Origin of the sequence: Nitrosopumilus sp. (genome assembly GCA_029862745.1) — an archaeon.
In the GTDB taxonomy this organism is placed as follows: Archaea; Thermoproteota; Nitrososphaeria; order Nitrososphaerales; family Nitrosopumilaceae; genus Nitrosopumilus.
Map to the genome: position 1 here is coordinate 129,556 of JAOTWS010000003.1, position 24,602 is coordinate 154,157.

The following is a 24,602-nucleotide window of genomic DNA, read 5'->3' on the forward strand; positions in this document are numbered from 1 at the left end:
ACACAATCGTTTGTGTCATCTCAGCCACGAATAGAAATTCAAGGACAGGCACCTTTCAAGCAATCAGGTGTCTACGAAGTCCAAATTGCAATTACTGAAAGTAAGCCTTCAGATGAGGTAATCCGAACAAAGCAATTCTCGTCTTTATGGAAAGGTAATTTTCATCTTCGGGTCAAAGAAGGGATGTTTTCTGAAACCCTTGGATCTCCATCTAATCCACTTCCTTCAGCAATTGCAAGTCTGGATAAAATTTGGATTATAGTCAATGATCAATTCTCTTCATTACATTCTGTATTTGTTGTCCCTTTAGCAAGATCATCGCCATCTCAAACAGAAACTAAATCTATCGAGGATCAACCAGTCAAGCGTTCTACGAAAACAAGTACTGAGTCTTCTCATTCCTATGGAAGTAGAGGTCCTGAAGGTCAACCTGGTCCACCAGGAGATAAAGGTCCGACTGGAGTTATTGGTCCACCAGGAGATAAAGGTCCGCAGGGTCCAATTGGTCCACCAGGAGATAAAGGTCCGCAGGGTCCAATTGGTCCACCAGGTCCAATTGGAGATAAAGGAGTTACAGGAGATAAAGGAGTTACAGGAGATAAAGGAGTTACAGGAGATAAAGGAGTTACAGGAGATAAAGGAGTTACAGGAGATAAAGGAGATAAAGGAGATAAAGGAGTTACAGGTCCAATTGGAGAGAAAGGCGATAAAGGTCCAACAGGACAAATAGGCGATAAAGGTCCAACAGGATTGAAAGGTCCAATTGGAGAGAAAGGCGATAAAGGTCCAACAGGATTATCGGGTGACAAAGGTCCAACAGGATTAAGAGGGTCTCCAGGAGAAAAAGGGGATAAAGGTCCGCAGGGAGTTATTGGTGATAAAGGTCCAACAGGATTAACAGGTCCAACAGGTGATAAAGGTTCAACAGGATTATCTGGTGTTCAAGGAGAAAAAGGGACTCAAGGTCCATCAGGTCCAATTGGGGATAAAGGCGAAAAAGGTCCAATTGGAGAGAAAGGTCTGCAGGGTCCAACAGGATTATCTGGAGATAAAGGATTAACAGGTTCCACAGGTCCAATTGGGGATAAAGGCGATAAAGGTCCGCAGGGTCCAATTGGAGAGAAAGGTCCAACAGGACAAACAGGACCTTCGGGAGAGAAAGGTCTGCAGGGTCCGCAGGGTTCTGCAGGAGCTAAAGGGTTAACAGGAGTACCAGGACCACAAGGCGAAAAAGGCGATAAAGGTCAGCAGGGTCCAATTGGAGAGAAAGGCGTTAAAGGTGCTGAAGGACCAATCGGAGAGAAAGGTTCGCAGGGAGCACAAGGTCCGCAGGGTCCTGCAGGAGCTAAAGGGTTAACAGGAGTACCAGGACCACAAGGCGAAAAAGGCGATAAAGGTCCGCAGGGTCCAATTGGAGAGAAAGGTCCAACAGGACAAACAGGACCTTCGGGAGAGAAAGGTCCGCAGGGTCCGCAGGGTCCGCAGGGAGAACGTGGTCCAACAGGACCTTCGGGAGAGAAAGGTCCGCAGGGTCCGCAGGGGATTCAAGGTCCGCAGGGAGAACGTGGTCCAACAGGTTCTATTGGGCCTAGCGGTGATCAAGGCCCAGTAGGAGGACAAGGTCCAGTAGGTCCGCCAGGTCCAAGAGGTCCGCCAGGTCCGCCAGGAGAAAAAGGTCCATCAGGTGGAATGTCTCCCGAACAAAAAGCACTTTTCAAAGATTTGTTAGAAATTCTAACAAATAAAAATATGATTTCAACGGAAGAACAAATTAAATTGATGAGTTATCTTTATTGATTTTTTCAAACAGTTTTTTTAAATTTTTTACTTGTAATGCATTATTTAGTCCCAAAAGTGAATAATTATCTTTATTTTAAAATTTTGATTTGGGTTAATATTTTTATTTTTAAAATATTCTAAAAATATTGATTTCTAAATTTAATATATTTTTTAATATATGGACTCAAAATTCCAAACAACAGTTATGATTTGAAATATCTTTAGTTGACACTAACAAAGATTTAGAAAAAGGAAAACAATTCGTCATCGATTGGACGATTGTTAATTTACTAACGATATTATCATCGTCTTTTTGCTGCTTTTCTCTTTGGAGCTGCTTTGCGTGTTGCTGCTTTTCTCTTTGGAGCTGCTTTGCGTGTTGCTGCTTTTCTCTTTGGAGCTGCTTTGCGTGTTGCTGCTTTTCTCTTTGGAGCTGCTTTGCGTGTTGCTGTTTTTCTTGCAGTAGATTTAGATGTTGATCTACGTTTAGTTGCAGCTTTTCTCTTTATAGCCATACAGAATCGGTATTTTCATTGTTTTTCAGTGGTTAAACTAAAAAAATTTACACAAATTGATTACAAATTATGAAGTAATAATTTCTTCAATTTTTTTTATGATCGTTAAAATTTCAAAATTTATTTTCAAATATACTATCTTTATCATGTAATGAGAACGATTTGAATATACATTTTAGAATTATTTTATAGTTTGTACTCATATTTAGATCTGATTAGAACAAATATTAGATCTTTTTTATTTTTATGAGGTATTAATTATCCAACTTAAATTTTTGATCTATTTCCTAATTTTTAATTAAATTATACTCCTCTTCTTTTGATAATTGTTAATACATCTTCATCTAGTAAAATGTGATTTAGACTTACTCTTTGTCCTCCAAATTTTACACTTTTACCCCAGACTAAACCATATCTAAATTCTTTTTTCAATCTTCTATGAAGTTTATTACAAATATCTTCAACCGTATCTCCTTCTCTTGCAATCAATGGCTCTTTGAAATCTGTTTCTTCTCCTTTAGGCCTCATGTAAATCCTGATAAATTTCAATTTTTCATATATTTTCTCTTTGAGTAAATCGATGTTTGTATTTGAATTTGCAGATACTTCGATTACATCTGATTTTATTTTTGTTTTCAAATCTTTTAGAAATTCTTGATCCACTAAATCAATTTTATTTAAAACTGTCAGTGCTTTTGAATAGCTTACATTTCCAGCAATATGATCTGCCAGTTGTTCTGATGTAAGATCTTCTCTTACTACTACACGCGCACTAACTAATCCATAAAGATGTAAGATGTCTTTAAGGTGCTTCTCAGTAATTTTTGTCAGTTTAACTTGTTGGGCAATTGCAATTCCACCCATAGATGCTTTTTCTATTGTGATGTTCGGAGGTAGTTGATTAAGCCTAATTCCAATATTTCCCAATTCATTTACCAAGACATCTTCATGAAAAGGTTGGAATACATCTAGTATGAGCAATACAAGATCAGCACTTCTTGCAACAGACAAAATTCTTTTTCCTAATCCCTTGCCTGTAGATGCACCTTTGATAATTCCAGGAAGATCTAAAACTTGAATTCTTGCACCTCTATACTCCATCATCCCTGGCACAACTGTAAGAGTGGTAAATTGGAAAGCCCCAACTGTAGAATTTGCACTTGTCATTTTATTTAACAGCGTAGATTTTCCAACACTAGGTAATCCAATAAACACAACTGTTGCATCGCCACTTCTTCTTACATCAAATCCATCTTGCTTAATCCCAGATTTCTTAGCTACATCAGCTTCTTGTTCTCTTTTAAGTTTAGCAATTTTTGCCTTTAACAGACCTATGTGATGCTCAGTGGCTTTATTGATCTGAGTTCTTGCCATTTCATCTTGAATGGCCTTTATCTTTTCAGGAATTCCCAATATTATTCACCAACCATAACATTCTTTTCAAATAAAACCGTATTACTTTTTTTATTTTCTTGATTCTATTAATGAGGATCATCTGAAAGTTATTTGATTGAATTAAAAATTCTGAAAATTGAACTTCTCTCATTCTTTCAAAATCCCAACAGAAAATTCTGAATTGTCTAGATTCATCTGTAAATAATACTTTTCTAGAAATTTCTTTTATACGTCCCTTTCTTACCATATTTTCAACAGTATTTCCCCACTATTGTACCTCATGTTTTGATCTTTGGTGTCTCATGAACATATCATCTTATCATTTTTTAACAGTTAATGAGCGTGAGATTATGTGAAAAAATTATTGTTATTTATTTTTATAGGATTTTTCATTATATTGTATTTTATTTTGGCTCTTTTTGTTTTACCTGAACAATTTCTTTCGACTGAACAACTAATACCACAACCATACTTGGAAGTAGATTTAAGCGAGCATGATATCTCTTTTGGGGATTCATTTAGACTAAATGTTATTTCAGAGAACAAAGGAGATTATGGTGATATTCATATTGTTTCTGTAGCATTTCCAGATCTAATTGAAATGGATGTAGTTGAAATTGCAACTTATGATTTTACACAGTCCTCTAAATACATCTCAATAGGAGATAAAATAAGTGCCAAATACAGTGGTGGGGTGGAATCAACTTTTTCTAAATACCCATCTATTGAGGCTATGACTAGGCCTACATATCCTGGAATAAAAAATCATTTGGGACTGATTATTACCCCTGAAAAATTAGGTATTTTTACAATGTATATCAAATCAATAGATATTCCACATACAAGTAATCTTTCACACTATCCTGATTCTGGATTTTTAGATCATCAAGATGAATATGTTTTAGTTTATTCAGTAAACGTAAACCCATAATATCCTATAAATGCTGATTATATTCATGTCTACGAAATCAAAAAATAAATTAAGTTTTCTTCAAATTTATTCTGAGCATATTTTTATTCTCGGAAGTGTTTTTACAAGTCTTGGAATCTTATTGGTAACTATTGGTGGAAGTTGGGATATAACAAATCATTTACTAAACAAGCCTGAATCATTTTTCTCCCCACCACATGCCCTGATGTATTCTGGAGTTTTAATATCTCTAATTGGCGTTGTATTATCGTTTACAGGATGGAAAAATTTAGATCGTTTTAAGGAATTGTATAAATTTCCTTTAAAGATCAAGTTGATTGGAATAGCATTACTTACAGGAGCAGGGCCTTTTGATTTTGCGTGGCATTCTAATTTTGGTCTTGATGGATTACTAAGTCCACCTCATTTTACGTTGATCACTGGGATGTTTTTATGCAGTGTCGGCCCCATGATTGGGATTTCAAGATATTTGAAAAATAGCAATACTAATTCAATTTTGAAGTATTTAGTAATTTTAGTAGTCATTCCTGTTTGGTTATCGGGTTCTGGTATCCTCTCTTCATTGTCTTTACCATTTTCTAGTACAGATTTTTTTGAATTTAATCCAGATCCAATACTTGCATTTTTTGTTGCTTCCTTGGGCTATCCTTTTTTAATATCTATTTCGATGTTTTTCGTTTTCAGATTATCTGATTTTAAATTTGGAACTATGAGTATTCTTGGAAGCCTATTTTTGCTAGTATATAGTTCGACTGCAATCATGCCCAATTTTGCACTTTTTGATTCGATCCAGTTCTATTCATTGAATCTAATTCCTTTTGTAATATCAGATATAATTTTGAGATTCAATAAATCTAAAATCTCTTGTATTTTTGTAGGAGGATTACTTGGATCTATATTTTACATGGTTTACTATCCTTATGTGATGTATACTTTCAATGAAGTTTTACTTGGAAAGCTTGTTTCTCCAAGTTTAATTTATTTTGTCTATTTTGAATTAATTGGTAAAGTATTTTCACTCACAGTGATTCCAGCTATATTGATGGGTATTTTTGCAGCTTTATTGTCTGAAAAAATTTCAAAAAAGATTCAAATACACAAAGCCTAAACATTGGTTTTCTTTACGTAGCAAATATTATCCAGTTTAAAAAATGATTCTTGTGAAAAAGAGAACATTTGCAGTAGATATTGACGGCACAATAACTGAAAATGGTGGTGGACGTATTCATCTTGGTGCACTTGAAGCACTTAGACATTTAACTAACATGGGCCATAATGTAATTTTTGTAACAGGTAGATCATCAGTTGAAGGGTTTTTGCTTTCGGTATTTGGCGGAACTACAAAAATTGCAGTTGGTGAGAACGGCGGATGCATCACTCTAAATTCTGATGAACATATGATGTTAGGAAACATAGATGAATGCAAAAATGCATTAAAAGTAATTCAAAACAATATTGAAAATGTGAAAGAAAAACCAGTTTTTCCCAGGATGACTGAGGTAGTGTTACAGAGAACATTTGATCTTGATCTTGCAAGAAGTGTTTTAGCTGAAAACAATATCGAAGTAGAATTATCTGATAGTCAATATGCATATCACATTAATTCTCATGGCATTGACAAAGGCTATGGGTTTTCAAAGATTATGAAGAAATTGGGAATTTTACGTGATGATGTTATTGCCATAGGTGACAGTGCAACTGATGTTCCACTGTTTAAAGTGGCAAATACAAGTATTGCGTTAGGAAATGCCTCAGAGCAGGTAAAATCACAAGCCACGACAACAGTTTCTGCTCATTCAGGGGATGGTCTTCTTGAAGCATTAGATAGATTAGCGTCAAGAAATTGGGAATTAACATAATGATATCTATTAGATGGTTTTGGCAGCAAAAAAGATTCACATTAATATTTTAAGTAATTTGAATATCGTAAAAGGATGCTATAACTAACTGAGTTCAAGTATAGGTTGCTTGGGAGTTTTTTTTTGGCTAACCAAAATAAAATCATGTTAACTTTGACCAAAATTAGAATATCCATAGGGTTATTTTTGTAAAATCTTGATCAGTTCTACAACATCATAAATTTCTACTATCATGATGTATTGTTCTATTCTTTTTTCCCGGTCGCGAATGTTATAATTAGATCTCAGCAAATAGGGTAAAATCTTTTAACATATACCTTGTATTTCTATTCATGACAAAATCAATACCTGACGGATTCCACACTGTGACTCCATCAATTGTTCTGAGTAATTCCAAAGAAGCAATAGAGTTTTACAAAAAAGCATTTAATGCAAGAGAGATCTATCAAATGCCTACTCCAGATGGCAAGACAATGCATGCCATGATTCAGATTGGAGATTCCTTTGTTATGATGAGTGATGAATTCCCACAAATGGGTTGTAGTTCTCCAACTACAGTAGGAGGTACTTCGACCACAATTCACCTGTATGTAGAGGATTCAGATAAGGTCTATAATCAAGCAGTTAAAGCAGGTGCCAAACCAGTAATGCCATTAATGGATGCATTCTGGGGAGATAGATGTGGAAGTGTGATTGATCCATTTGGACATTCATGGATGGTGTCTACACATAAAAAAGACATGTCACCTGAAGAGATGCAAAAAGCCGCCAAAGAATACATGTCAAAACAACATAGCCAATAAGGGATATTTTTCTTTATTTTTGATTGCTCTGTCCAGCTGTTCCTCAAGATCATTTATTATTTTCAGATTGTATTGGAGAGAAAATTATTGTGAGTGTCTACATGCTGAAGGGAAGATCAAATGCAGATGTTTTCTTTAAATTTTTTGCAACTGTTAGGCATTTTGGCTCAACCACATGAAATAACATATGCCAAAACCACATTTTATGGCAAGTTTTGAACTTGTTTATGTTAAAAATGCTATGTTTTTTTGAGGATTTCTTCAAAAATATTTATTGAACTATTTGCAATTGCATCACAGTTCTCATTTGGGTTTACAGAGATTAAAACAACATAACCAAAAATTGGAATACTTATCATGTCGATGTTTGTTCTATGGCTTATATTGTACATTAAGATCCCTACGACATAGGTAGATGATAAAGTAAAACACAATCAGAAAAAAATATTGCAAATAAAACTAGAACTGATTTGTTCAGTCTTGATTTTACCCTTCCATCATATGACAAGTTATTGTTATATTATCATGATAGACACGGGTAGCAACATAATGTAACACAAAGTAACTTAGATCATTCATAATGTAACACAAAGTAACTTAGATCATTCAAAATGTTTTTAGCCATAATCATAGAATTCAAACCATGGACGAAGAGCCAAAAGATGTAATTGTTTTAGGAACGATCAAGTCAGGAGTGAAATCATTTAACAAAATTTGCCAGGTTGCAAAAATTAAACCATCTGAACTGAATTCCATTCTTGAAAAATTAGAGTCTCGCGGCCTAATAGATGTAAAAGAGAAGAAGGGGTTATTTGGGAAGAAAGTGGAGATCATTACAACTGAGAAAGGAGTAAAAGAATTAGAGTATAGAATACATGAATTGGAGGGAAAGTGGAATCAAATGGCACAATTATACAAGTCAGGAGACAAACAAAAACTCCAGAAATACATGGATGAAAACAAGATTTCCTTCAAGGAGATGATGTTTTTTGGGATTTTAGACATGGTGATGTTTTCAATGATGTTTAGCATGCTAGGAATGACCATGGTCAGCTTTATCCCGCCTCAGGACATTCCTCAAGATGCAAGTGGAGAAGGAGATATTGGTGATGACGGTGGTGGATTTGATTTTGATATTGGATTTTAGGTATTTTATGAATTTAAAAATCATGCAAAGGATATAAATTCCAAAAAACGAAGTTAATTACATTGAAAAAAATACTTGTACCGTTTGATGGTTCTATGTACTCTGAAAAAGCATTTGAAAAAGCATTAGAAATTGCAGAAAAGTTTGAATCAGAAATAATAGGCATGACCGTAATACAATCAAAAATATCTGACTCTGCTGGGATGTCTATGACACGTATGCAGGAAATTCAAGACGAGGAGGAAGCTATTGCTGCTGCAAAGCTTAAAAAACTTGAGGACAAGGCAAGGAGCAAAAACATACCATTCTCAATAAAAATAATTCACAATCCTTCATCTTCAGAAGCAATAGTATCTTATGCAAATAGCCATGATATTGATTTGGTCGTGATGGGATCTCACGGCAGAACAGGTTTTAGAAAGATTGTGCTTGGAAGTGTTGCAAATGGTGTTGTAGGACATGCAAAATGTTCTGTTTTAATTACAAAGGGAGAAAAATGACATTAGGTAATTATTCAAATTATAAATAAACAATCATTATGATCAAGCTTTCTCTCAGTAATTTCTTGATAGTCTCTACAAAATCTACGAATAGATAAGCTCTCATTAACGTTTAACTATCAAAATATGCTATTGTCCTGATTCAGACTTCAAATTCATGAAATATTTAATAGTATTTAGCATATCCAACCAACAACCAATTAAAATCATTATACTAAGATAAATTAGCATCCAGACTTTCAGATATACAATATGACGTTCAAGGCCATCATAGATGAGATTGAGAACAATCTCAACAAGATACTTTCGGAACTTTCTATATCAGGTGTAAAGTATTCGGTTGGACCTGCAAATCCAGGGTTTGGGGATGCTAGTTCAAACATTTCTTTCTTGCTTGCAAAACAGCTCAGAAAAAAGCCTAAAGATATTGCCATAATGTTGTCTGAAAGATATTTGGGTTGTACCAGTACACTTGTTTTAAAACCTGAAGCACATACTTCAGGATATCTGAATTTCATTGCCAATTGGGAAAAACTAAGTCAATTGATATTATCTGAATCACGCCTTGAAACTTTTGGAGATGCTGATATTGGAAATGACTCTTCAATAGTTGTAGAACATACAAGTGTAAACCCCAACAAGGCTCTGCACATAGGACACATAAGAAACATAATCATCGGAGATACAGTCTCAAGAATCCTCAAAAAAGCAAAGTACAAAGTTAATGTCCTAAACTATATTGATGATTCTGGTCTTCAAGTAGCTGACATTATAGTAGGATTCAAACATTTTGGATTTAATCTAGAGCCCCCCCATGGGAAAAAGTTTGATCATTACTGTGGAGATAATGTCTATGTAAAAACCACTGAAAAATATGAATCAGATCCCAGTCTTGAGGAGATTCGTAAAAATATCCTCAAAGAACTAGAAGAAGGAAATTCTGAAATTGCAAAATTTGCAGATAAAATCACCAAGAGAGTTTTATCAGACCAATTAGAAACTTGCTGGAATTTGGGTGTATTTTATGATTGTCTAAATTTTGAATCTCAAATAATTCGCTCAGGATTATGGGATAAAATATTTCAAAAACTAAAAGAGATGAATCTTATAGAGTTTGAAAATGATGGTAAAAATTCTGGCTGCTGGGTTATTCGTGGAGAAGGTAAGGAAGAAGACAAAGTAATTGTTAGAAGCAATGGCACTGCCACATACATCGCCAAAGACATACCATATGCTGCATGGAAGCTAGGATTGATTGAAGATCCTTTCAATTATGAAAAATATGATAAGGAACAGCCTAATTTGCAAACATTATGGCAGACCACACTTAATCGAGACAAGCCCAACAGTCAAAACTTTACTGGAAAAAAAGTTGTCACTGTAATTGATTCTCGTCAGGCTAGACTGCAAAAAATTATCACTGCCTTGATGGCCAAATTCAAATCAATTCCAGACGCATATGTCCATCTAGGTTATGAATCTGTAACACTTAGCACTGATACTGCGAAAACACTCGGATTTGACACTGATGGAAAACAAGCGCAGATGTCTGGGCGAAAAGGTGTGTATGTTAATGCAGATTCAGTATATGAATGGCTAAAAGAAAAAACAAGACATGAGACCCAAAAAAGACATCCTGAAATGGATTCTTTTGAAATAGAGAAAATTGCACATCATGTTTCGGTGGGAACCTTGAGATACGAGATGATAAAACAAGACCTGGATAAAATAATCACATTTGATTTGACAAAGTCTTTAAGTTTGGAAGGAGACACTGCTCCCTATATTCAGTATACTCATGCAAGGGCATCCAGAATAGTAGAGAAATCAAACAGAATACCATCAATTGACGTTGATTATTCATTGTTCAAGGAAGAATCTGAGATAGGGTTGATTAAAAATATAGGTCTTTTTAATATACAAGTTCGAGATGCTGCAAATAATTTGTCACCAAAGGTCATTGCAAGATATTGTCATGATTTGGCAGTCTCATTTAACTCGTTTTATGAACATGTTAAGGTTTTAGATATTGGTAATGAATCACTTGAAAATTGTAGATTATGTTTGGTGTATTCCTTTAAGATTACTTTAGAAAAAGCACTTGATCTTCTTGGAATAACTGCTCCTGATACAATGTAACACTAGAAACAATGTTGCTATACTCTACTTAGAATACAGACCAACATGGTTATCAAAGATGAATCTGGTTAATACAGAATTTAATATAAACAAAACTAAGATAAAACAAAATCCCAATTAAAAGATAGATGTGATTGAATATAGATCAACTCCATTTTTAATTTGTGCTTTGCTTTTTAAAAAAAACTACAAATTATGGTTGAACCATATTAACTATGTTATTTATTAGGTCATATTTTTCATTAAGTTCAATTGAAGAAACATAAAATATGACAGATACGATATACACAACCTAAGTATTACATTCTGCTACTACCATACTTCACCGCATTGAGATTATTTCATACATCATATTCTATAACTGCCAGCACTACTACAGTTTCAGTAATATGGATTAGAATAGTATTCCAAGGTATAACTCTGAAGGAAATAACAACATCCACGTCTGATATCAATGAGATCACAATTACATGTTGAGACAATCTTTTTTCTATTTGTTTTGGTGACATTTATCTCCCGTAGTTACGTGAATGCCAAATAAAATGAAATGAGGTAAATCATAAAATGAACACATTCATCAAACTTGAAAATTGCATACACTCATTAAATATAGAATTTTTATAAATCAATTTTGAGTTTTTAATCATTACAGAATTTGTTCTGTATAGAATCTAATTGAATTTAGATTTACAACGAGTACAATAACCAAACAGTTCAAAACGACTCTTTACAATAAGATATTTTGATTTTTTTGTAGCTCTATTTTGGATCTCTTTTAGTGAATCCTCATCAACATCATCTATTTTACCACAATTCATACAAACTAGATTGAGATGCTCATCTGTATGTACATCAAATCTTGTTTCCCCTTTTACTTCAATCTCACTTACTAATTTTTTCTCTTTTAGAAGATCAAGTGTCTTGTAAACTGTAGAGAGACTTATCATGGGATATTTTTTTTGAATGGTCTTGTGAATGTGCTCTGCGCTGGGATGATCCTCGGTTTTTAAAAGATAATCTACTATTGCTATTCTTTGTGGTGTAATTCGGAATCCTTCTTTACGTAGCAATATAACTAGATCTTCTAATTGCTGCATGCTTATTCTATTCTTATTTATTATTTATAGTTACTAGTTATTAATAATAATTAGTGATAAGTAAAAACACTTAATTAGGAATAATTCCTAATAAGAATATGCAAATACAATGCATTCAACAAAATCAATTAAAATTTGATAAAAAAACGGTTAACCCTGCAAGTAAAATTTATGTCAGCTGCGGTAACATATCGGTTCACATTCAAAACTACTATGTATTTTGTAAGTATCGCAGATCATTTTTTGATGTGGGGGTGGAATTTCATGAGTGAGCATTCTTGTAGAAGTGTTTGTGGATATTATGATGCAAATGCAAAATTTAGAAACTCAGGAAATAATACATTTAGAAAATATTGCATTATATGTGATCTAGAATTAATTTCTAGATATTCAATGTGTCCTTGCTGTCACAAATCTTTTGAGGGTGATAAATGATGGGGTTTTCGTGTAAAGGTGTATGTGATGGATTTAAAGGAGATAAAATCCCAAATAATAAAACCTGAACTGATGCTCCTGTTGCATACCAAAATGGATCACTGATCCCATATTGATAAGCAACAGTAGATAACTGAAGCAATGTAGCGGCCATGTCCATGCTGGAACAATGGCTGCAGCAGTAAGACCGGTTTTGATGGTTCTTCCTGCAGTATTAAACATCTCAGAGGTTTGGCTAACACCAAGATACTTTACTTTGATTTTTACCTCAATTGTGATAATTACGGCAAAAACCATACCTAATCCAACAACGATGACCCAACCAATCCATTCAGATAATGCTTCACCTACTGCAAATCCTTCAGTAATGGCACCTGCAGCATACCAAAAAGCACCTCCCAATCCAAATTCATAAGTTACAGTGGAGGATTGTAAAAGAGTTGCAGCCCATGTCCAAGCAGATACGATAGATGATGCAATTAATCCAGTTTTGATGGTTCGACCGGCTGTATAGAACCATTCAGATGTTTTTCTAGTACCAAACCACTCTGTCTCAGCCTTTACCATTAATGTGACAGATAATGCATTATTAGGCCAACTCCGATTAATACAAGGTATTCTAATTCAATCTCATTTAATCCACGATCATTTGGTTTCTGTAACTAAATCAGTTTTCGATAACTATCTGTAAATTTTATCATATGTTCATTCTAGATGATAATAAATGACAGATATGTTTCAAAGTGATTTGCCATAGTGTTTTCAGACATATCTATATGTGACAAACATATCTTTGAAAATTCATTAATATGTTTTTCACATAGTTTGATTACCGTATTATCGGGTGTAATATTTAATTTTCTTCAACAGTTTGTGTACCACTTTAAATACTTTCTTGAGTTAATTGGCATATTCTCTATGTACATCAGAAAAATCTTTGATGAAAAAAGGCAAAAAGAATTCTCAATTATCAAGAATTTGTTTAATATTTCTCTCAAAAACTTCAGTTAATTGGTTGAATTCTAAATTTTCTTTTATCAAGTTATATCTAGAATAATTTTGTATAAAAAAATACCATGTCAATCCTTATACGGTAAAAAATATGTTAAAATTAGAATAAATTTGCTGAGACATTACAATGAAAGCTTCTGATTTGTTTGTTAAATGCCTGGAAAATGAGGGTGTTGAATACATTTTTGGTATTCCTGGTGAAGAAAATGCTGATTTTATGATGTCATTATCTGAATCTAAAATTAAATTCATTTTAACACGTCATGAACAAGGTGCTGCTTTTATGGCTGATGTGTATGGACGGCTTACCGGAAAAGTAGGCGTATGCCTTGCAACTTTAGGTCCAGGCGCTACTAATCTTGTTACAGGGGTCGCCAATGCAAACATGGACAGATCAAGATTACTTGCAATTACAGGTCAAACTGATTCTCATCTACTACATAAAGAATCTCATCAAAACATGGATGCAATTACTTTGTTCAAACCTATCACCAAGTGGAACTGGTCAATACGTAATCCTCAAAACATTCCAGAAATCGTAAGAAGAGCATTCAAAATTTCACTTGAAGAAAAACCTGGCGCAACACATATTGAATTACCGCAAGATATTGCAAAGAAAGATGCTGACATTCCACCAATAGAACCACAACCAGTTTTTAGATCTGAACCAAATGAACAGTTGATTAAACAAGCAGTAAAGATAATTCTTGAAGCCAAAAATCCCGTGATTTTTCTTGGAAATGGATGTGTTCGTGAAAATGCCAGTCCCCACATAAGAAAATTTGTAGAAAAAACAGGCATTATTGCCATGAACACGTTTATGGGAAAAGGTGTAGTCTCAGATGACTCGCCTCTGCATTTACACACTATTGGAATTAAAGATGCGGATCATGCTTTGCTTGCAATGAAATCAGCTGATGTGGTAATTGCTGTAGGTGTTGATCTCGTGGAATATAGTCCAAAGAATTGGAATTTAGACTTTAGCAAGAAAATAATACATATTGATTTTACTCCCTCTGAAGTATATACTTACTACAGACCAATGGTTGAGATCGTTTCGGATATTGGATATGCAGTTGATGCCATTTTGGAAGAATTAGAACTGCAAAAAAAAACAAATCCAGAATTAGATGCATTCCCAAGAAAAGAAATTCCCAAATTATTTAAAAAAATTATTAATGAAGTAGATGAAAGAAGGGATTCATTTAATCATAATATGGCATTTCCCATAAAGCCTGAGAAGTTAGTAATCGATGTTCGCAATGCATTAGGCGAAAAGGATATTGTGTTATCTGATGTAGGTGCACACAAACTTTGGATTTCTAAAATTTACAAAACATATCAGCCAAATACATGCATAATTCCAAATGGTTTTTGTTCAATGGGATTTGCCTTTCCTGGAGCCATCGCTGCAAAGATAGTTCACCCTAACAGAAATGTGGTGGCGATGTGCGGTGATGCGGGGTTTTTGATGAACATACAAGAGCTTGAAACGGCAGTACGTCTAAAACTTTCAGTCATTACAATAGTATGGTGTGATTGTGACTTGGGAATGATTTCAATGAAACAAAAGAATGAATTTGGTAAAAGTGTTTTTACTAAATTTACAAATCCTGATTTTATCAAATTAGCTGAAAGTTTTGGAGCAGTAGGATTTGTCGTAAAGTCTACTAAAGATTTTTCAAAGATTTTAGAGGATGTAAAAAAAATCAAAGACAAACCAGTGATAATTGCAATTGATGTGGACTATTCAAGGAATAATGTTTTGTTAAATGACAGTAATTATGAAAATGTATGACTTTAGCATTGAAAAACTTATAATAATATAAACATACAAAATAAAAAATTATTTAAAATCTATAAATTTTTCTAATAATTATCAATACGTTGACACAATTGTTCAGATATATTTGAAAGTTAATTCTCATTCTATATAATGAGAACATATTCTTGTATTCATTAGCTTATGCTAATTAGGTCACTCTAATTTTCAATTAGTTTAAATGAAATTTTCATGTGATATGAGATATGCGAATTGATTTATGTAGAAAGTGTGGGACGAATTACAAATTCAAAGAAAATGTTTTTCATGTAACGAACCAATTAAATTTCAATGTATAAAGTGTCACTATTCTCCTGATGAGCAATTTCATTTTCATTATAATACATCACAATTGATAGTACCAATTAGAAAATGATATAACAATACTTTGAATGTATTAAAAATTTAGATGAACGTTAAAGAAAAACTTAGATCTGTTATATTTTAAAAATACTGAATTTAATTATTGTAATGTATCAGAGATGGGATATTTGTAGATATAGACATTAGCCTGAACATATTAAAGAAAAACGTAATCGGTGTAATAAATTTCATTTACGTTCTGGATAATATTGAATTTTAAACGAAAATCATTTTCGTGATTTTCTATATGGGTTTTTTTCATAAAAATTTTCTATGTTTTCAACCCATCTTTTGTTTTCAGGTAATCGTGAACATGTATGTGGCCTTTTCCCATTATTTGATAGAATCTCACTGTTATTTTTGTAAAATTTGTCAGTCTCATCGATCAAAACATCAAGAAAATCTAATGCATCACGAGATTCCATACTTTTTGGGTCCGGATGTGACATTATTGATTTGGATAGTGTTTCTATTTTTGCTATTTTTATCCTATATTCACTCAGAACTCTATGATCAAAAGAAATCATGTTAATTTTGAGTGCTTTTTACCTGTGTATGTTCATTTCGGTGTAAATATCTAATTAAATTAGTTTACAGAGTTCCCTGACTCCTGTATATTCATCCATACATGGATTTGTCAATGGTTTGGTCTACTGTATTATTGTGGGATGAGAATCCGCTGAAATTTGAACGCAGTATCTTTTGAACATGTCCAGAAACTCTTGCAACATTATCCCACGTATTATGAAATGAGATTCTGTCTAGAACCTGCTCATCTATATGTGAAAACAATGCCAGCCCTACGATATTTTCATTATCTTTTATCCATTGATGCCCCATACCACATATCGTACAAATCTCACTTATTTCCATAATTGTTTTTGAAAATGATGGATTTTTCATTACAAGCAATTTCGCATCATCCGGGGGAAATCTCATGTTAACATTGATATGAATTCTGTCAGACCTATTGGCGTTTTTACTAACTATGATGTTTGATCCTACATGAAATTGCCATTCTACTATCTTACTTTTCTCTCTGATTTTTTCTGTTTGATCTTCATAATTGATATTGGTGATCTTTATAAAATCTTCAACAAGGGTTTTCATTTGTTCTGATGTTTTTGCCATGAAATTAATCAGTACTTGCTCAATATATGCATGATATAAAAAAAGGAATTAATGGCTGTGTCCACAACCACAGGAATCATGTCCACCATGTCCTTGAGATTCATTTCCTGCGCATTTGGAACATTTGTCTGAGCCTGTTGGGGAAAAGAAACCTATTCCGCATGATACGCATTTCATATTTGACATGATAATCGTACATAAATGCTGTATTTATTGAATGCGCATAGTCAATAATAAAAATAATAAAATTTTTGAAATATTTATGAATTCATTTCTCTTTATCCATCCTTTTTCTGGAATACCCTATATTCTCCGATGATCGAATTACATTTGTGGCAAGTGTATTGACCTCTCTCTATCAAAGTAAGTCCATCTGCAACTTCCTCATTAGGTTGTTCTTCAATTTGTATTTTGGTAGGACCCTTAAATTCAGAATCACATTGTTTGCAAAAATATTTCAACATTTTTGCAGTATCCAGTTTTTCAAGAGATGACAAAAAATGTTTATCAATATTAGGAACAAGTTTTGATTTTATTACTTGTTCGTCATCAAGTTCTGCATGTACCCATCCACCTGATCCAGCTAATTGAATTTCTGTCAATTTAGTTTAAGATAGTTATAGGTATTAAAATACTGTTTGACAAGATTATTTGAAAGATCGTATTCACAAAGATTTTATGTTTTCTACATCTTGTAAAAAAAGTCAGTCCCCGTTACTTTGGAGACTCTGAAATGTATTAACTAGTTTATCTGAGCATTGGGCTCTTCCAGCTAACACCGCGAGATGTCTCTGACTCAATGTTCTGTTCTAACCACTAGTTTATGATAAAAAAACAGGGCCAAAAAAAATTACTTTTAAGTTAAATTTCTAAACGTTCAACTTGCTCTATTGTATTTATAATATTTCTTGAGGTAATAGTTTAAACAAGAAATTGCTTCATAATTCGGCAATTTTCATCACATTTGAGGAAAATCAGAGAGAACCCGTTGAAATAATCATCAGCATATCTCATAATTTTTGAAAGTAAATAACAATTTGAATTTAACCTAATTTTTGATATAATTCATTCTAAATCATTACCCCGTTGTCATCCATGAAGTCTGATTCCACTAATGCTTTAATTTGTGATGTGTTGTCACAGTTATTTTTGAATCCTATACGATGCTGAAGGATTCGGACCATGCCGTATCTCTTGTAACTTTTGGTGGATTCATCATATTCTTTATCGTGTATGGTTAGAATTATCGCCTTTACTTTTTTGTTACAAGTGTTACAATAAACATGGATCTCATTCATAGATTTTCTTAAAAAATTATAAACTTAAGCATGTCGATTTTTATCTAAAAGTAAAAAGCAACCAGTAGATTCTTATCTAAAAAATTTTCGGAAAAATTCATGGGTAAAATAAAGAATAATTCTCCTGTACTATTTTTCTATAATAATTCAAAAAAATGGTTAGCTAAAATCTCAAAAAAGGAATCATTTCATACCCATATTGGCGTAATTAAACATTCTGATGCTATTGGTAAGGAGTATGGGTCCAGATTAATTACAAACAAGGACAAGTATGTCTATCTTCTGAAACCCACGATGTATGATTATGTAATGAAAATACAACATGGAACTCAGATCGTTTACCCAAAAGATCTTGGATATATTGTTGCAAGATCTGGAATTGGTGACGGGCAAAAGATTGTTGAAATTGGAACAGGTAGTGGTTCATTGACTTCTTTTGTAGCAAACATTGTAAAACCACGTGGACATGTTTACACTTTTGATGTTGATGAAAATTTCATAAAGATTGCAGAAAAAAATATCAAAAAAGCAGGAGTTTCAAAATATGTAACACAACATAACTTGGATCTAAAGACTACAAAAATAATGCCGCTGGAAGAAATGGATGTTGCATTAATCGATTTAGGAGATCCGTGGACTATAATTCCAAAAGTACGACAAATGCTAAAAGGCAGTGGGAGTGTATTTGCCATTTGCCCAACCATGAACCAATTAGAGAAATTGACTATGACATTAGTTGAAAACGAGTTCACCGATATAGAGTCTACTGAACACATTCTACGTACAATTGAGGCCAGAGAAGGAAAAACAAGACATTCTTTTCAAGGTATTGGTCATACAACATACCTTTGTTTTGCAAGAAAAGCCTTCTTTGGAAGGGAATTAAGAAAACTAACTGAAAAAACACCAGAGCCAAAGGATCTTTCTACAGAAAAAACTCCAAATAAAATTAATAAAAAAATAGCCTCAAAGGTAACCGGAAAAAAAGAAAAGAAAGTAAGAAAAAAATCAGCCTAGCAACAGTTCAAAACAAGATTTATTCATACATCTTTTTTAGAGATGTTATAATGGTACAAAAAAATCTCACGTTAACAATTGTAAAAAAATTCATTCCGTCACGAAAATCCACTTCTAGAAAAGGGGATAACGGAATTGTTCTAGTTGTGGGTGGTAGTTATATCTACCATGGTGCACCAATATTATCTTCAATAGCTGCACTGAGATGTGGAACTGATCTTGTTTATACATCTGTTCCAAAAATCAACGTAACTCCAACACGTGCTATTTCCCCAAATCTCATAGTCATTCCTTTAGTTGATCAAAAACTAACTCGTGGTGCTGTAACTAAATTATTAGGAGTCTTGCCACATAGTTTGCATTCTGCAACGATTGGGATGGGACTTGCAATACAAGACAAAAATGCATTGATTTATTTTGTAAAATCACTCTTAGATAGAGATGTTAGATTATCCTTGGATGCAAGTGCTCTAATCCCTGAAGTTTTGCCACTTTTAGCAGACAAAAATGTTGTAGTGACACCGCATGCTGGCGAATTTAAACGACTATTTGGAGAAGCTCCACCCAATTCAAAAAAAGAACGGATCAAAGTAGTAGAAAAAAATGCCAAAAAGAATGGAATTGTAGTATTACTAAAAGGTGCAATGGATATAATCTCAAACGGTACTACTACCTATCTTTATGAAAAAACAATTCCTGCCATGACTGTTGGTGGAACTGGTGATGTGTTGTCAGGATTAGTTGCTGGGCTATTAGCAAAAAATCGTAATGCATTAGAATCTGCTGCTGCTGCTGCTTTCATTAATGGCTTGACAGGAAAAGCAGTTCAGAAAAAAGTTGGGTTACATATGACCTCGATGGATTTATTGGATGAAATTCCAACTGTAATGAAACCCTTTGACAAAATCTTGTGATTCTGATGAATACTCTTAAACACATAGATTCTCACATGAACGAACTTATTTCAGATTTACAAGATTTAATTCGACAACCAAGCGTGTCTGCAAAAAATGAAGGAATTGAAGAATGCGCCATACTTGTTCATAAATTACTAAAAAAAACAGGAGTTAAATCGAAGATTTTACGATTAAGAAAAGGTGTTGCACCAATAGTATATGGAGAAATACAATCAAAACAAAATCCTTCAAAAACTATGATGTTTTACAATCATTACGATGTCCAACCTGCTGAACCATTTGATCTGTGGGATAACCCTCCCTTTAGTGGAACTAGAAAAGGAAATAAGATTTTTGGAAGAGGTGCAACTGATGACAAGGGGGAATTAATTACAAGGATCAAAGCAGTAGAAGCATATCTTAAAACAACGGATGATGTCCCATGCAACATAAAATTTGTGATTGAAGGTGAAGAAGAAACAGGAAGCGCACACATTGAAGAATATCTGAAAAAATACAAGCAGAAATTTTCATGTAATGGTGTTATCTGGGAATTTGGATATGTAGATGTAAAAAATAGACCAATAATTGGACTAGGGATGAAAGGATTACTATTTGTAGAATTATCTATAAGTGAGTCTATTCGAGATGCTCATTCTAGTTTGGCTGTTTTGATAAAAAATCCTGCATGGAGATTAATTGAAGCAATTAAAACACTGCGAGATTCTGATGGAAAAATTCTCATAAAAGATTGGTACAAGGAAGTTACACATTTATCAAAAAATGACTTGGAAATAATTCAAAATGAGCCTTTTGATGAAAGTATCTTCAAAAAAGAATTTGGGATTAAATCGTTTGTAGGTAATAAAAAAGGATTAGGTGCAAAAAAGGCATTGGTGAGTGATCCAACTTGTAATATCGCAGGGTTTGCATCTGGGTATACGGGGGATGGTGCTAAAACTGTTCTTCCAGGTAAAGCTTTGGCAAAAATTGATTTTAGGTTAGTACCAAAAATGGATCCTAAAAAACAAGTTTCAAGGTTAAAAAACCATTTAAAATCAAAAGGTTTCTCGGATGTTAAAATTAAAGTTTTTCATGGTGAAGCAGCAGCAAGAACAGATTCTTCTCATCCCTTTGTTGCTCAAGTAAAAGATGCAGCTGACAAGTCTTTTGGGAAATCCATCCTTAATGTTTCAAATGCTGGAACGGGTCCAATGCATCCATTTGTTGAAATTCTTAAAGCCCCCTGCATTTCGATAGGAAGTACATACATGTTTTCAAGAATTCATTCGCCTAATGAATTTGCCAGAGTTGATTTACTAAGGAAAACAACAAAATGTATGTGTTTAATCATGCATAACTTTGGAATCAGTCAATGAAGACATCTTGGTAATTTTTTTAATGAGATGTGCAAGTGAGATTCTTCCAGGTCCTACTATCATGATTACTAGTGATGACGCAAGTAAAATCAAATCAATTTCAACTCCTCCATTCCCGTTTAAACTCTGATCTCCTTTGATGATGAAAATTACACCCAGCATTACTATTGAGAGTAATGATGCAGATAATCTACTAAGAATACCAATTATTAATAAAATACCTGGAATTAACTCTGCTAATGCACAAGTGGGATCTGCATCTCATCAGATATGCGGTTATTTGTTAAGAAGTTTGTAAACCCTGGATTAAATTCAGATATACCATGAACAATGAAGATCACACCAATGGCTGATCTTACACCCATGATCACTACATCGTTTAAAATTTTTTCTCTAATTTCAGTAGTCAATTTTTTTTGGATAGATTTTTAGTATAACTATCTTACCCGTAAATTAGGCACCAAATGTAGAAAGCCCTTTATTATGCGGCAAAATTATTTGAATTATGTCAATGTATATGCCAGGTGCAACTGCTGTTGGAATTACTTTTGATGAAGGAGTAGTTTTTGCTAGTGAAAAAAGGATTGCATTTGGAAACTTCCTAGTAAGTAAATCTACCAAGAAAACATTTCCCATCACTCCCAAAGTAGGTGCAACTTGTGCTGGACTTGTAGCAGATATGCAAATCTTAACCTTACAGATTGCAGCTCTAGCAAAAATTAGAAAAATGGAACTCAAAAGAGATATTCCGCCAAACACTGTTGCTAAAATGATGTCAAATATGATGTATGAACGAAGGTATTTCCCATTATTGACCCAGGTAATTGTGGGAGGAATAGTTGATAAACCAATAATGTATACACTTGATCCATTAGGTTCTGTTCTTCCTGATGAATATGCAGCAGTTGGAACAGGTGCTGAAATGGCATTGGGAGTATTAGATCCGCAATACAAACCAAACATGAGCCAAGATGAAGCAATTGATTTGGCAAAGCGGGCAGTTCGTTCAGCAGCACTAAGAGATTCAGCAAGTGGCGATGGTATCGATATTTTAGTCATCACTAAAGACGGCATCAATGAATTTACAGAACAGATCAAATAATCATAATCATTAATTTTACAAATCATGTTGTTTTTAGTTGGCGATATTACAAAAAATTAATTGTTTGGATATAATATATTTCTCAGACATGAATAATTTAGAATTAATTAAAAAAACCAAACATGAAGACAGGGAAATTATTTCTAAAAATAGACAACTGATTATCAATGCAAAAAAAACTACCATCATTGTAATTCATATCACAAAAATAATGAAATTGAATAATTTTTGGAGATTCGTGATACGGTACATTTGGAATTAAATCAGATAACAAGTCACACAACAAGATATACTAAACATAATTATTAAACAATAAAGAATACTAAATTCAAAAAATTTTGATGTAATTTTATTTGAAATTTTTGATTTAGTAGAAAGTTTTGGTAGTGAAATAAAGATAAGCAGATCTATTTGAAAATGATATTTACCAAAAATAACTACAGGTGTATTAGATAAAATAAAAAAGGATTTAATTGTAAATTGTTTTTCCAACTTCCCAAAATCTATCTGAGATATAATGGATGTTTTTTATTACCTCTCCTTTTTCCATATTTTCTAACTCAGAACTGGCAACTAAAGATTTTCCAACTGCTAAAAATTTATGTTGTGATTCTTCAACAATACAAACTAAACTATCTTTTTTAAACTCTGTGTATTTCTTAATTCCAGGCCTCATCACGTTAGCGCCTTTACACATAAATTTCACAGCCCCCATATCCACCATTACATTCGGGAATTTTTGCAATGTTTCAGTTTCAGACAAAAATGGCAAGTAATCTTCATTAACTTTCAATATTTTTATTCCTGCACCCGTGATAATTTGTGCATCATCTAGAATTTGATGTACTTTAACATTTTTTATTTTAGGGAATTTAATTCCCCATTTTTCTGAAACTGTTTTCAAGAGTTCTGATGTTTCACTCTTTGAAATTAGATTGGACTTCAATCTCTTGCAATCTCTTGTCTAATATCCAGTAAATCTCTGAGTATTGAACTGGCAGTTTCCATACCTCCTGCACCTTTGCCAATAATTGTCTGGGTGCCTGAGTGCTCAGATGTAAAAGCAATTGCGTTTAATGTTCCATTGACACAAAGAGGATCATCACGTGATACTTCTATTGGCGACACAATTAGATCCTTGTTACATGATGCAATTAATTTGATAGCACAGTTATTCCTGGCAGCATTTTTAATATCCTCAGATGTTACTTTTCGTATACCTGTACATTTGATGTCAGGCATTATTACTTTCATTCCCATTACCCAGTTTGCAAGAATTACCAGTTTAGCTGCTGCGTCTAACCCATCTAAATCTAAAGATTCATCAGCCTCTACATACCCCTTGTTTTTTGCATCTTTTAATGCATCTTCAAATGATAATCCTGTTGACATATTTGATAAAATGTAATTTGTAGTTCCATTTAGAATTCCTGCAAATGAAATTATTCTTTCCCCTCTCAGACTATTTTTGGCATAATCAAGAATTGGTGTTCCTCCACCAACGGTACCACTAAATTTGAACATTACTTGATTATACATTGCCAGTTCTAGTAAGGACGGAAATGCCAATGCCAAAGGACCTTTATTTACTGAAATTACATGCATACCTTTCTTCATAGCACTTGTAATGTGAGTCATGCCAGGTTCTGCATCTTTATAATTACTTGCAGTTGTTTCAATCAATACATCAGCATCGACATTGTTTAACATATCTACTCCAGACATGGAGTTTTTTTTGTCAGAATATTTTTTTACAGTTCCAAATTTTTTCTTAACTTCAACAAGTTTGTTAAATTCTAATCCAGAGGAATCAACTGCACTTCCCCTACTGTCAAAGACGCCTACAACTCTAGGTTTTAATCCATATTTTGCATAAAGATCCTCTGATCGTGAATCAAATAATTTAACTAAACTTTGACCTACAATCCCAAAACCACATAATATTATTCTCAAATTATTTCATTCCTTTTGTAATTTTGACTC

The 24,602-nt window shown here is 33.4% G+C and carries 28 protein-coding genes; 14 read left to right on the forward strand and 14 right to left on the reverse strand.

From position 1 onward, the window contains the following. Window positions 1-12 precede the first annotated feature (12 nt). Complete coding sequence (locus OEM44_04230) at window positions 13-1,797, forward strand: collagen-like protein (protein ID MDH3516006.1); 1,785 nt, start codon at window positions 13-15, stop codon at window positions 1,795-1,797. A 284-nt stretch (window positions 1,798-2,081) separates the two neighbouring features. Here OEM44_04230 and OEM44_04235 read toward each other — a convergent pair whose 3' ends face one another. After that, a complete protein-coding gene (locus OEM44_04235; GenBank protein MDH3516007.1) occupies window positions 2,082-2,294 on the reverse strand; it encodes a hypothetical protein in 213 nt (70 codons plus the stop codon). A gap of 303 nt (window positions 2,295-2,597) precedes the next feature. Beyond that, window positions 2,598-3,707, reverse strand: coding sequence for a GTP-binding protein (locus OEM44_04240; protein ID MDH3516008.1), 1,110 nt, complete (start codon window positions 3,705-3,707; stop codon window positions 2,598-2,600). A gap of 391 nt (window positions 3,708-4,098) precedes the next feature. Between OEM44_04240 and OEM44_04245 the strand changes: the two genes are divergently transcribed. The 7 genes from OEM44_04245 (at window position 4,099) to argS (ending at window position 11,068) form a co-directional block, all read left to right on the forward strand. Next, window positions 4,099-4,620, forward strand: a complete 522-nt coding sequence (locus OEM44_04245) for a hypothetical protein (protein MDH3516009.1) — start codon at window positions 4,099-4,101, stop codon at window positions 4,618-4,620. A 25-nt stretch (window positions 4,621-4,645) separates the two neighbouring features. Continuing rightward, window positions 4,646-5,728, forward strand: a complete 1,083-nt coding sequence (locus tag OEM44_04250; GenBank protein MDH3516010.1) for a hypothetical protein — start codon at window positions 4,646-4,648, stop codon at window positions 5,726-5,728. 52 nt (window positions 5,729-5,780) lie between these two features. After that, window positions 5,781-6,479 (forward strand): phosphoglycolate phosphatase, encoded by a 699-nt coding sequence (locus OEM44_04255; GenBank protein ID MDH3516011.1) that lies wholly within the window; start codon window positions 5,781-5,783, stop codon window positions 6,477-6,479. A gap of 332 nt (window positions 6,480-6,811) precedes the next feature. Then, window positions 6,812-7,282: a VOC family protein gene (locus OEM44_04260; GenBank protein ID MDH3516012.1), complete on the forward strand. Its 471-nt coding sequence runs from the start codon at window positions 6,812-6,814 to the stop codon at window positions 7,280-7,282. A gap of 643 nt (window positions 7,283-7,925) precedes the next feature. Next, the gene (locus OEM44_04265; GenBank protein ID MDH3516013.1) at window positions 7,926-8,429 is read left to right on the forward strand and encodes a hypothetical protein; all 504 of its coding nucleotides are present in this window, start codon (window positions 7,926-7,928) and stop codon (window positions 8,427-8,429) included. A 62-nt stretch (window positions 8,430-8,491) separates the two neighbouring features. After that, a complete protein-coding gene (locus OEM44_04270) occupies window positions 8,492-8,929 on the forward strand; it encodes a universal stress protein (protein ID MDH3516014.1) in 438 nt (145 codons plus the stop codon). 252 nt (window positions 8,930-9,181) lie between these two features. Continuing rightward, window positions 9,182-11,068: an arginine--tRNA ligase gene (gene argS, locus OEM44_04275; GenBank protein ID MDH3516015.1), complete on the forward strand. Its 1,887-nt coding sequence runs from the start codon at window positions 9,182-9,184 to the stop codon at window positions 11,066-11,068. 341 nt (window positions 11,069-11,409) lie between these two features. Here argS and OEM44_04280 read toward each other — a convergent pair whose 3' ends face one another. After that, window positions 11,410-11,577 carry a hypothetical protein gene (locus tag OEM44_04280; protein ID MDH3516016.1) on the reverse strand — a complete coding sequence of 56 codons (168 nt, stop codon included), beginning with the start codon at window positions 11,575-11,577 and terminating at the stop codon, window positions 11,410-11,412. A gap of 162 nt (window positions 11,578-11,739) precedes the next feature. Continuing rightward, window positions 11,740-12,165, reverse strand: coding sequence for a transcriptional repressor (locus OEM44_04285; protein MDH3516017.1), 426 nt, complete (start codon window positions 12,163-12,165; stop codon window positions 11,740-11,742). Between the two features lie 264 nt (window positions 12,166-12,429). Here OEM44_04285 and OEM44_04290 point away from each other — a divergent pair, with 264 nt between their 5' ends. Beyond that, window positions 12,430-12,600, forward strand: a complete 171-nt coding sequence (locus OEM44_04290) for a hypothetical protein (GenBank protein ID MDH3516018.1) — start codon at window positions 12,430-12,432, stop codon at window positions 12,598-12,600. 33 nt (window positions 12,601-12,633) lie between these two features. On the opposite strand, the gene OEM44_04295 is transcribed toward OEM44_04290, so the two are convergent. Beyond that, window positions 12,634-13,167, reverse strand: coding sequence for a hypothetical protein (locus OEM44_04295; GenBank protein MDH3516019.1), 534 nt, complete (start codon window positions 13,165-13,167; stop codon window positions 12,634-12,636). A 571-nt stretch (window positions 13,168-13,738) separates the two neighbouring features. On the opposite strand from OEM44_04295, the gene OEM44_04300 reads away from it, so the two are divergent. Next, on the forward strand, window positions 13,739-15,409 hold the full coding sequence (locus tag OEM44_04300; GenBank protein MDH3516020.1) for an acetolactate synthase large subunit: 1,671 nt from the start codon (window positions 13,739-13,741) through the stop codon (window positions 15,407-15,409). A gap of 614 nt (window positions 15,410-16,023) precedes the next feature. Here the strand turns inward: OEM44_04300 and OEM44_04305 are convergent. The 5 genes from OEM44_04305 to OEM44_04325 all read right to left on the reverse strand — a co-directional run bounded on the left by OEM44_04305 (window position 16,024) and on the right by OEM44_04325 (window position 18,225). After that, entirely contained in the window at window positions 16,024-16,245 is a 222-nt protein-coding gene (locus tag OEM44_04305; GenBank protein MDH3516021.1) for a hypothetical protein, read from the reverse strand. Window positions 16,246-16,414: 169 nt separating this feature from the next. Further along, on the reverse strand, window positions 16,415-16,927 hold the full coding sequence (locus OEM44_04310) for a hypothetical protein (protein MDH3516022.1): 513 nt from the start codon (window positions 16,925-16,927) through the stop codon (window positions 16,415-16,417). Between the two features lie 48 nt (window positions 16,928-16,975). Then, window positions 16,976-17,113, reverse strand: a complete 138-nt coding sequence (locus OEM44_04315; GenBank protein MDH3516023.1) for a hypothetical protein — start codon at window positions 17,111-17,113, stop codon at window positions 16,976-16,978. Between the two features lie 92 nt (window positions 17,114-17,205). Further along, window positions 17,206-17,529 (reverse strand): hypothetical protein, encoded by a 324-nt coding sequence (locus OEM44_04320; GenBank protein ID MDH3516024.1) that lies wholly within the window; start codon window positions 17,527-17,529, stop codon window positions 17,206-17,208. A gap of 468 nt (window positions 17,530-17,997) precedes the next feature. Next, the gene (locus tag OEM44_04325; GenBank protein ID MDH3516025.1) at window positions 17,998-18,225 is read right to left on the reverse strand and encodes a hypothetical protein; all 228 of its coding nucleotides are present in this window, start codon (window positions 18,223-18,225) and stop codon (window positions 17,998-18,000) included. 99 nt (window positions 18,226-18,324) lie between these two features. On the opposite strand from OEM44_04325, the gene OEM44_04330 reads away from it, so the two are divergent. From OEM44_04330 to OEM44_04340, 3 genes are read left to right on the forward strand one after another with little or no spacing between them, the layout of a single operon-like run. Continuing rightward, a complete protein-coding gene (locus OEM44_04330; protein MDH3516026.1) occupies window positions 18,325-19,242 on the forward strand; it encodes a tRNA (adenine-N1)-methyltransferase in 918 nt (305 codons plus the stop codon). 50 nt (window positions 19,243-19,292) lie between these two features. Next, a complete protein-coding gene (locus tag OEM44_04335; GenBank protein MDH3516027.1) occupies window positions 19,293-20,156 on the forward strand; it encodes an NAD(P)H-hydrate dehydratase in 864 nt (287 codons plus the stop codon). Window positions 20,157-20,161: 5 nt separating this feature from the next. Next, entirely contained in the window at window positions 20,162-21,517 is a 1,356-nt protein-coding gene (locus OEM44_04340) for a M20/M25/M40 family metallo-hydrolase (GenBank protein MDH3516028.1), read from the forward strand. On the opposite strand, the gene OEM44_04345 is transcribed toward OEM44_04340, so the two are convergent. Both OEM44_04345 and OEM44_04350 read right to left on the reverse strand, forming a co-directional pair. Next, on the reverse strand, window positions 21,485-21,718 hold the full coding sequence (locus OEM44_04345) for a hypothetical protein (protein ID MDH3516029.1): 234 nt from the start codon (window positions 21,716-21,718) through the stop codon (window positions 21,485-21,487). The genes OEM44_04340 and OEM44_04345 overlap by 33 nt on opposite strands. 35 nt (window positions 21,719-21,753) lie before the next feature. Further along, window positions 21,754-21,927, reverse strand: coding sequence for a hypothetical protein (locus tag OEM44_04350; protein MDH3516030.1), 174 nt, complete (start codon window positions 21,925-21,927; stop codon window positions 21,754-21,756). 95 nt (window positions 21,928-22,022) lie between these two features. Between OEM44_04350 and OEM44_04355 the strand changes: the two genes are divergently transcribed. Continuing rightward, window positions 22,023-22,619: a proteasome subunit beta gene (locus tag OEM44_04355; GenBank protein ID MDH3516031.1), complete on the forward strand. Its 597-nt coding sequence runs from the start codon at window positions 22,023-22,025 to the stop codon at window positions 22,617-22,619. 469 nt (window positions 22,620-23,088) lie between these two features. Here OEM44_04355 and OEM44_04360 read toward each other — a convergent pair whose 3' ends face one another. Beyond that, window positions 23,089-23,565 carry an RNA-binding protein gene (locus tag OEM44_04360; GenBank protein MDH3516032.1) on the reverse strand — a complete coding sequence of 159 codons (477 nt, stop codon included), beginning with the start codon at window positions 23,563-23,565 and terminating at the stop codon, window positions 23,089-23,091. Beyond that, window positions 23,562-24,572 carry a homoserine dehydrogenase gene (locus OEM44_04365; protein ID MDH3516033.1) on the reverse strand — a complete coding sequence of 337 codons (1,011 nt, stop codon included), beginning with the start codon at window positions 24,570-24,572 and terminating at the stop codon, window positions 23,562-23,564. Before OEM44_04365 ends, OEM44_04360 begins: the two co-directional genes overlap by 4 nt. Between the last annotated feature and the right edge of the window lie 30 nt (window positions 24,573-24,602).

What these genes read in the sequence shown, in the direction of transcription:
- OEM44_04340 (MDH3516028.1), top strand. Translation starts at nt 20,162, where the DNA reads ATGAATACTCTTAAACACATAGATTCTCACATGAACGAACTTATTTCA.
- OEM44_04290 (MDH3516018.1), top strand. Translation starts at nt 12,430, where the DNA reads ATGAGTGAGCATTCTTGTAGAAGTGTTTGTGGATATTATGATGCAAAT.
- OEM44_04295 (MDH3516019.1), bottom strand. Translation starts at nt 13,167, where the DNA reads ATGGTAAAGGCTGAGACAGAGTGGTTTGGTACTAGAAAAACATCTGAA.
- OEM44_04300 (MDH3516020.1), top strand. Translation starts at nt 13,739, where the DNA reads ATGAAAGCTTCTGATTTGTTTGTTAAATGCCTGGAAAATGAGGGTGTT.
- OEM44_04305 (MDH3516021.1), bottom strand. Translation starts at nt 16,245, where the DNA reads ATGTCACATCCGGACCCAAAAAGTATGGAATCTCGTGATGCATTAGAT.
- OEM44_04355 (MDH3516031.1), top strand. Translation starts at nt 22,023, where the DNA reads ATGTCAATGTATATGCCAGGTGCAACTGCTGTTGGAATTACTTTTGAT.
- OEM44_04285 (MDH3516017.1), bottom strand. Translation starts at nt 12,165, where the DNA reads ATGCAGCAATTAGAAGATCTAGTTATATTGCTACGTAAAGAAGGATTC.
- OEM44_04250 (MDH3516010.1), top strand. Translation starts at nt 4,646, where the DNA reads ATGTCTACGAAATCAAAAAATAAATTAAGTTTTCTTCAAATTTATTCT.
- argS (MDH3516015.1), top strand. Translation starts at nt 9,182, where the DNA reads ATGACGTTCAAGGCCATCATAGATGAGATTGAGAACAATCTCAACAAG.
- OEM44_04260 (MDH3516012.1), top strand. Translation starts at nt 6,812, where the DNA reads ATGACAAAATCAATACCTGACGGATTCCACACTGTGACTCCATCAATT.
- OEM44_04310 (MDH3516022.1), bottom strand. Translation starts at nt 16,927, where the DNA reads ATGGCAAAAACATCAGAACAAATGAAAACCCTTGTTGAAGATTTTATA.
- OEM44_04265 (MDH3516013.1), top strand. Translation starts at nt 7,926, where the DNA reads ATGGACGAAGAGCCAAAAGATGTAATTGTTTTAGGAACGATCAAGTCA.
- OEM44_04330 (MDH3516026.1), top strand. Translation starts at nt 18,325, where the DNA reads ATGGGTAAAATAAAGAATAATTCTCCTGTACTATTTTTCTATAATAAT.
- OEM44_04325 (MDH3516025.1), bottom strand. Translation starts at nt 18,225, where the DNA reads ATGAATGAGATCCATGTTTATTGTAACACTTGTAACAAAAAAGTAAAG.
- OEM44_04335 (MDH3516027.1), top strand. Translation starts at nt 19,293, where the DNA reads ATGGTACAAAAAAATCTCACGTTAACAATTGTAAAAAAATTCATTCCG.
- OEM44_04315 (MDH3516023.1), bottom strand. Translation starts at nt 17,113, where the DNA reads ATGTCAAATATGAAATGCGTATCATGCGGAATAGGTTTCTTTTCCCCA.
- OEM44_04235 (MDH3516007.1), bottom strand. Translation starts at nt 2,294, where the DNA reads ATGGCTATAAAGAGAAAAGCTGCAACTAAACGTAGATCAACATCTAAA.
- OEM44_04280 (MDH3516016.1), bottom strand. Translation starts at nt 11,577, where the DNA reads ATGTCACCAAAACAAATAGAAAAAAGATTGTCTCAACATGTAATTGTG.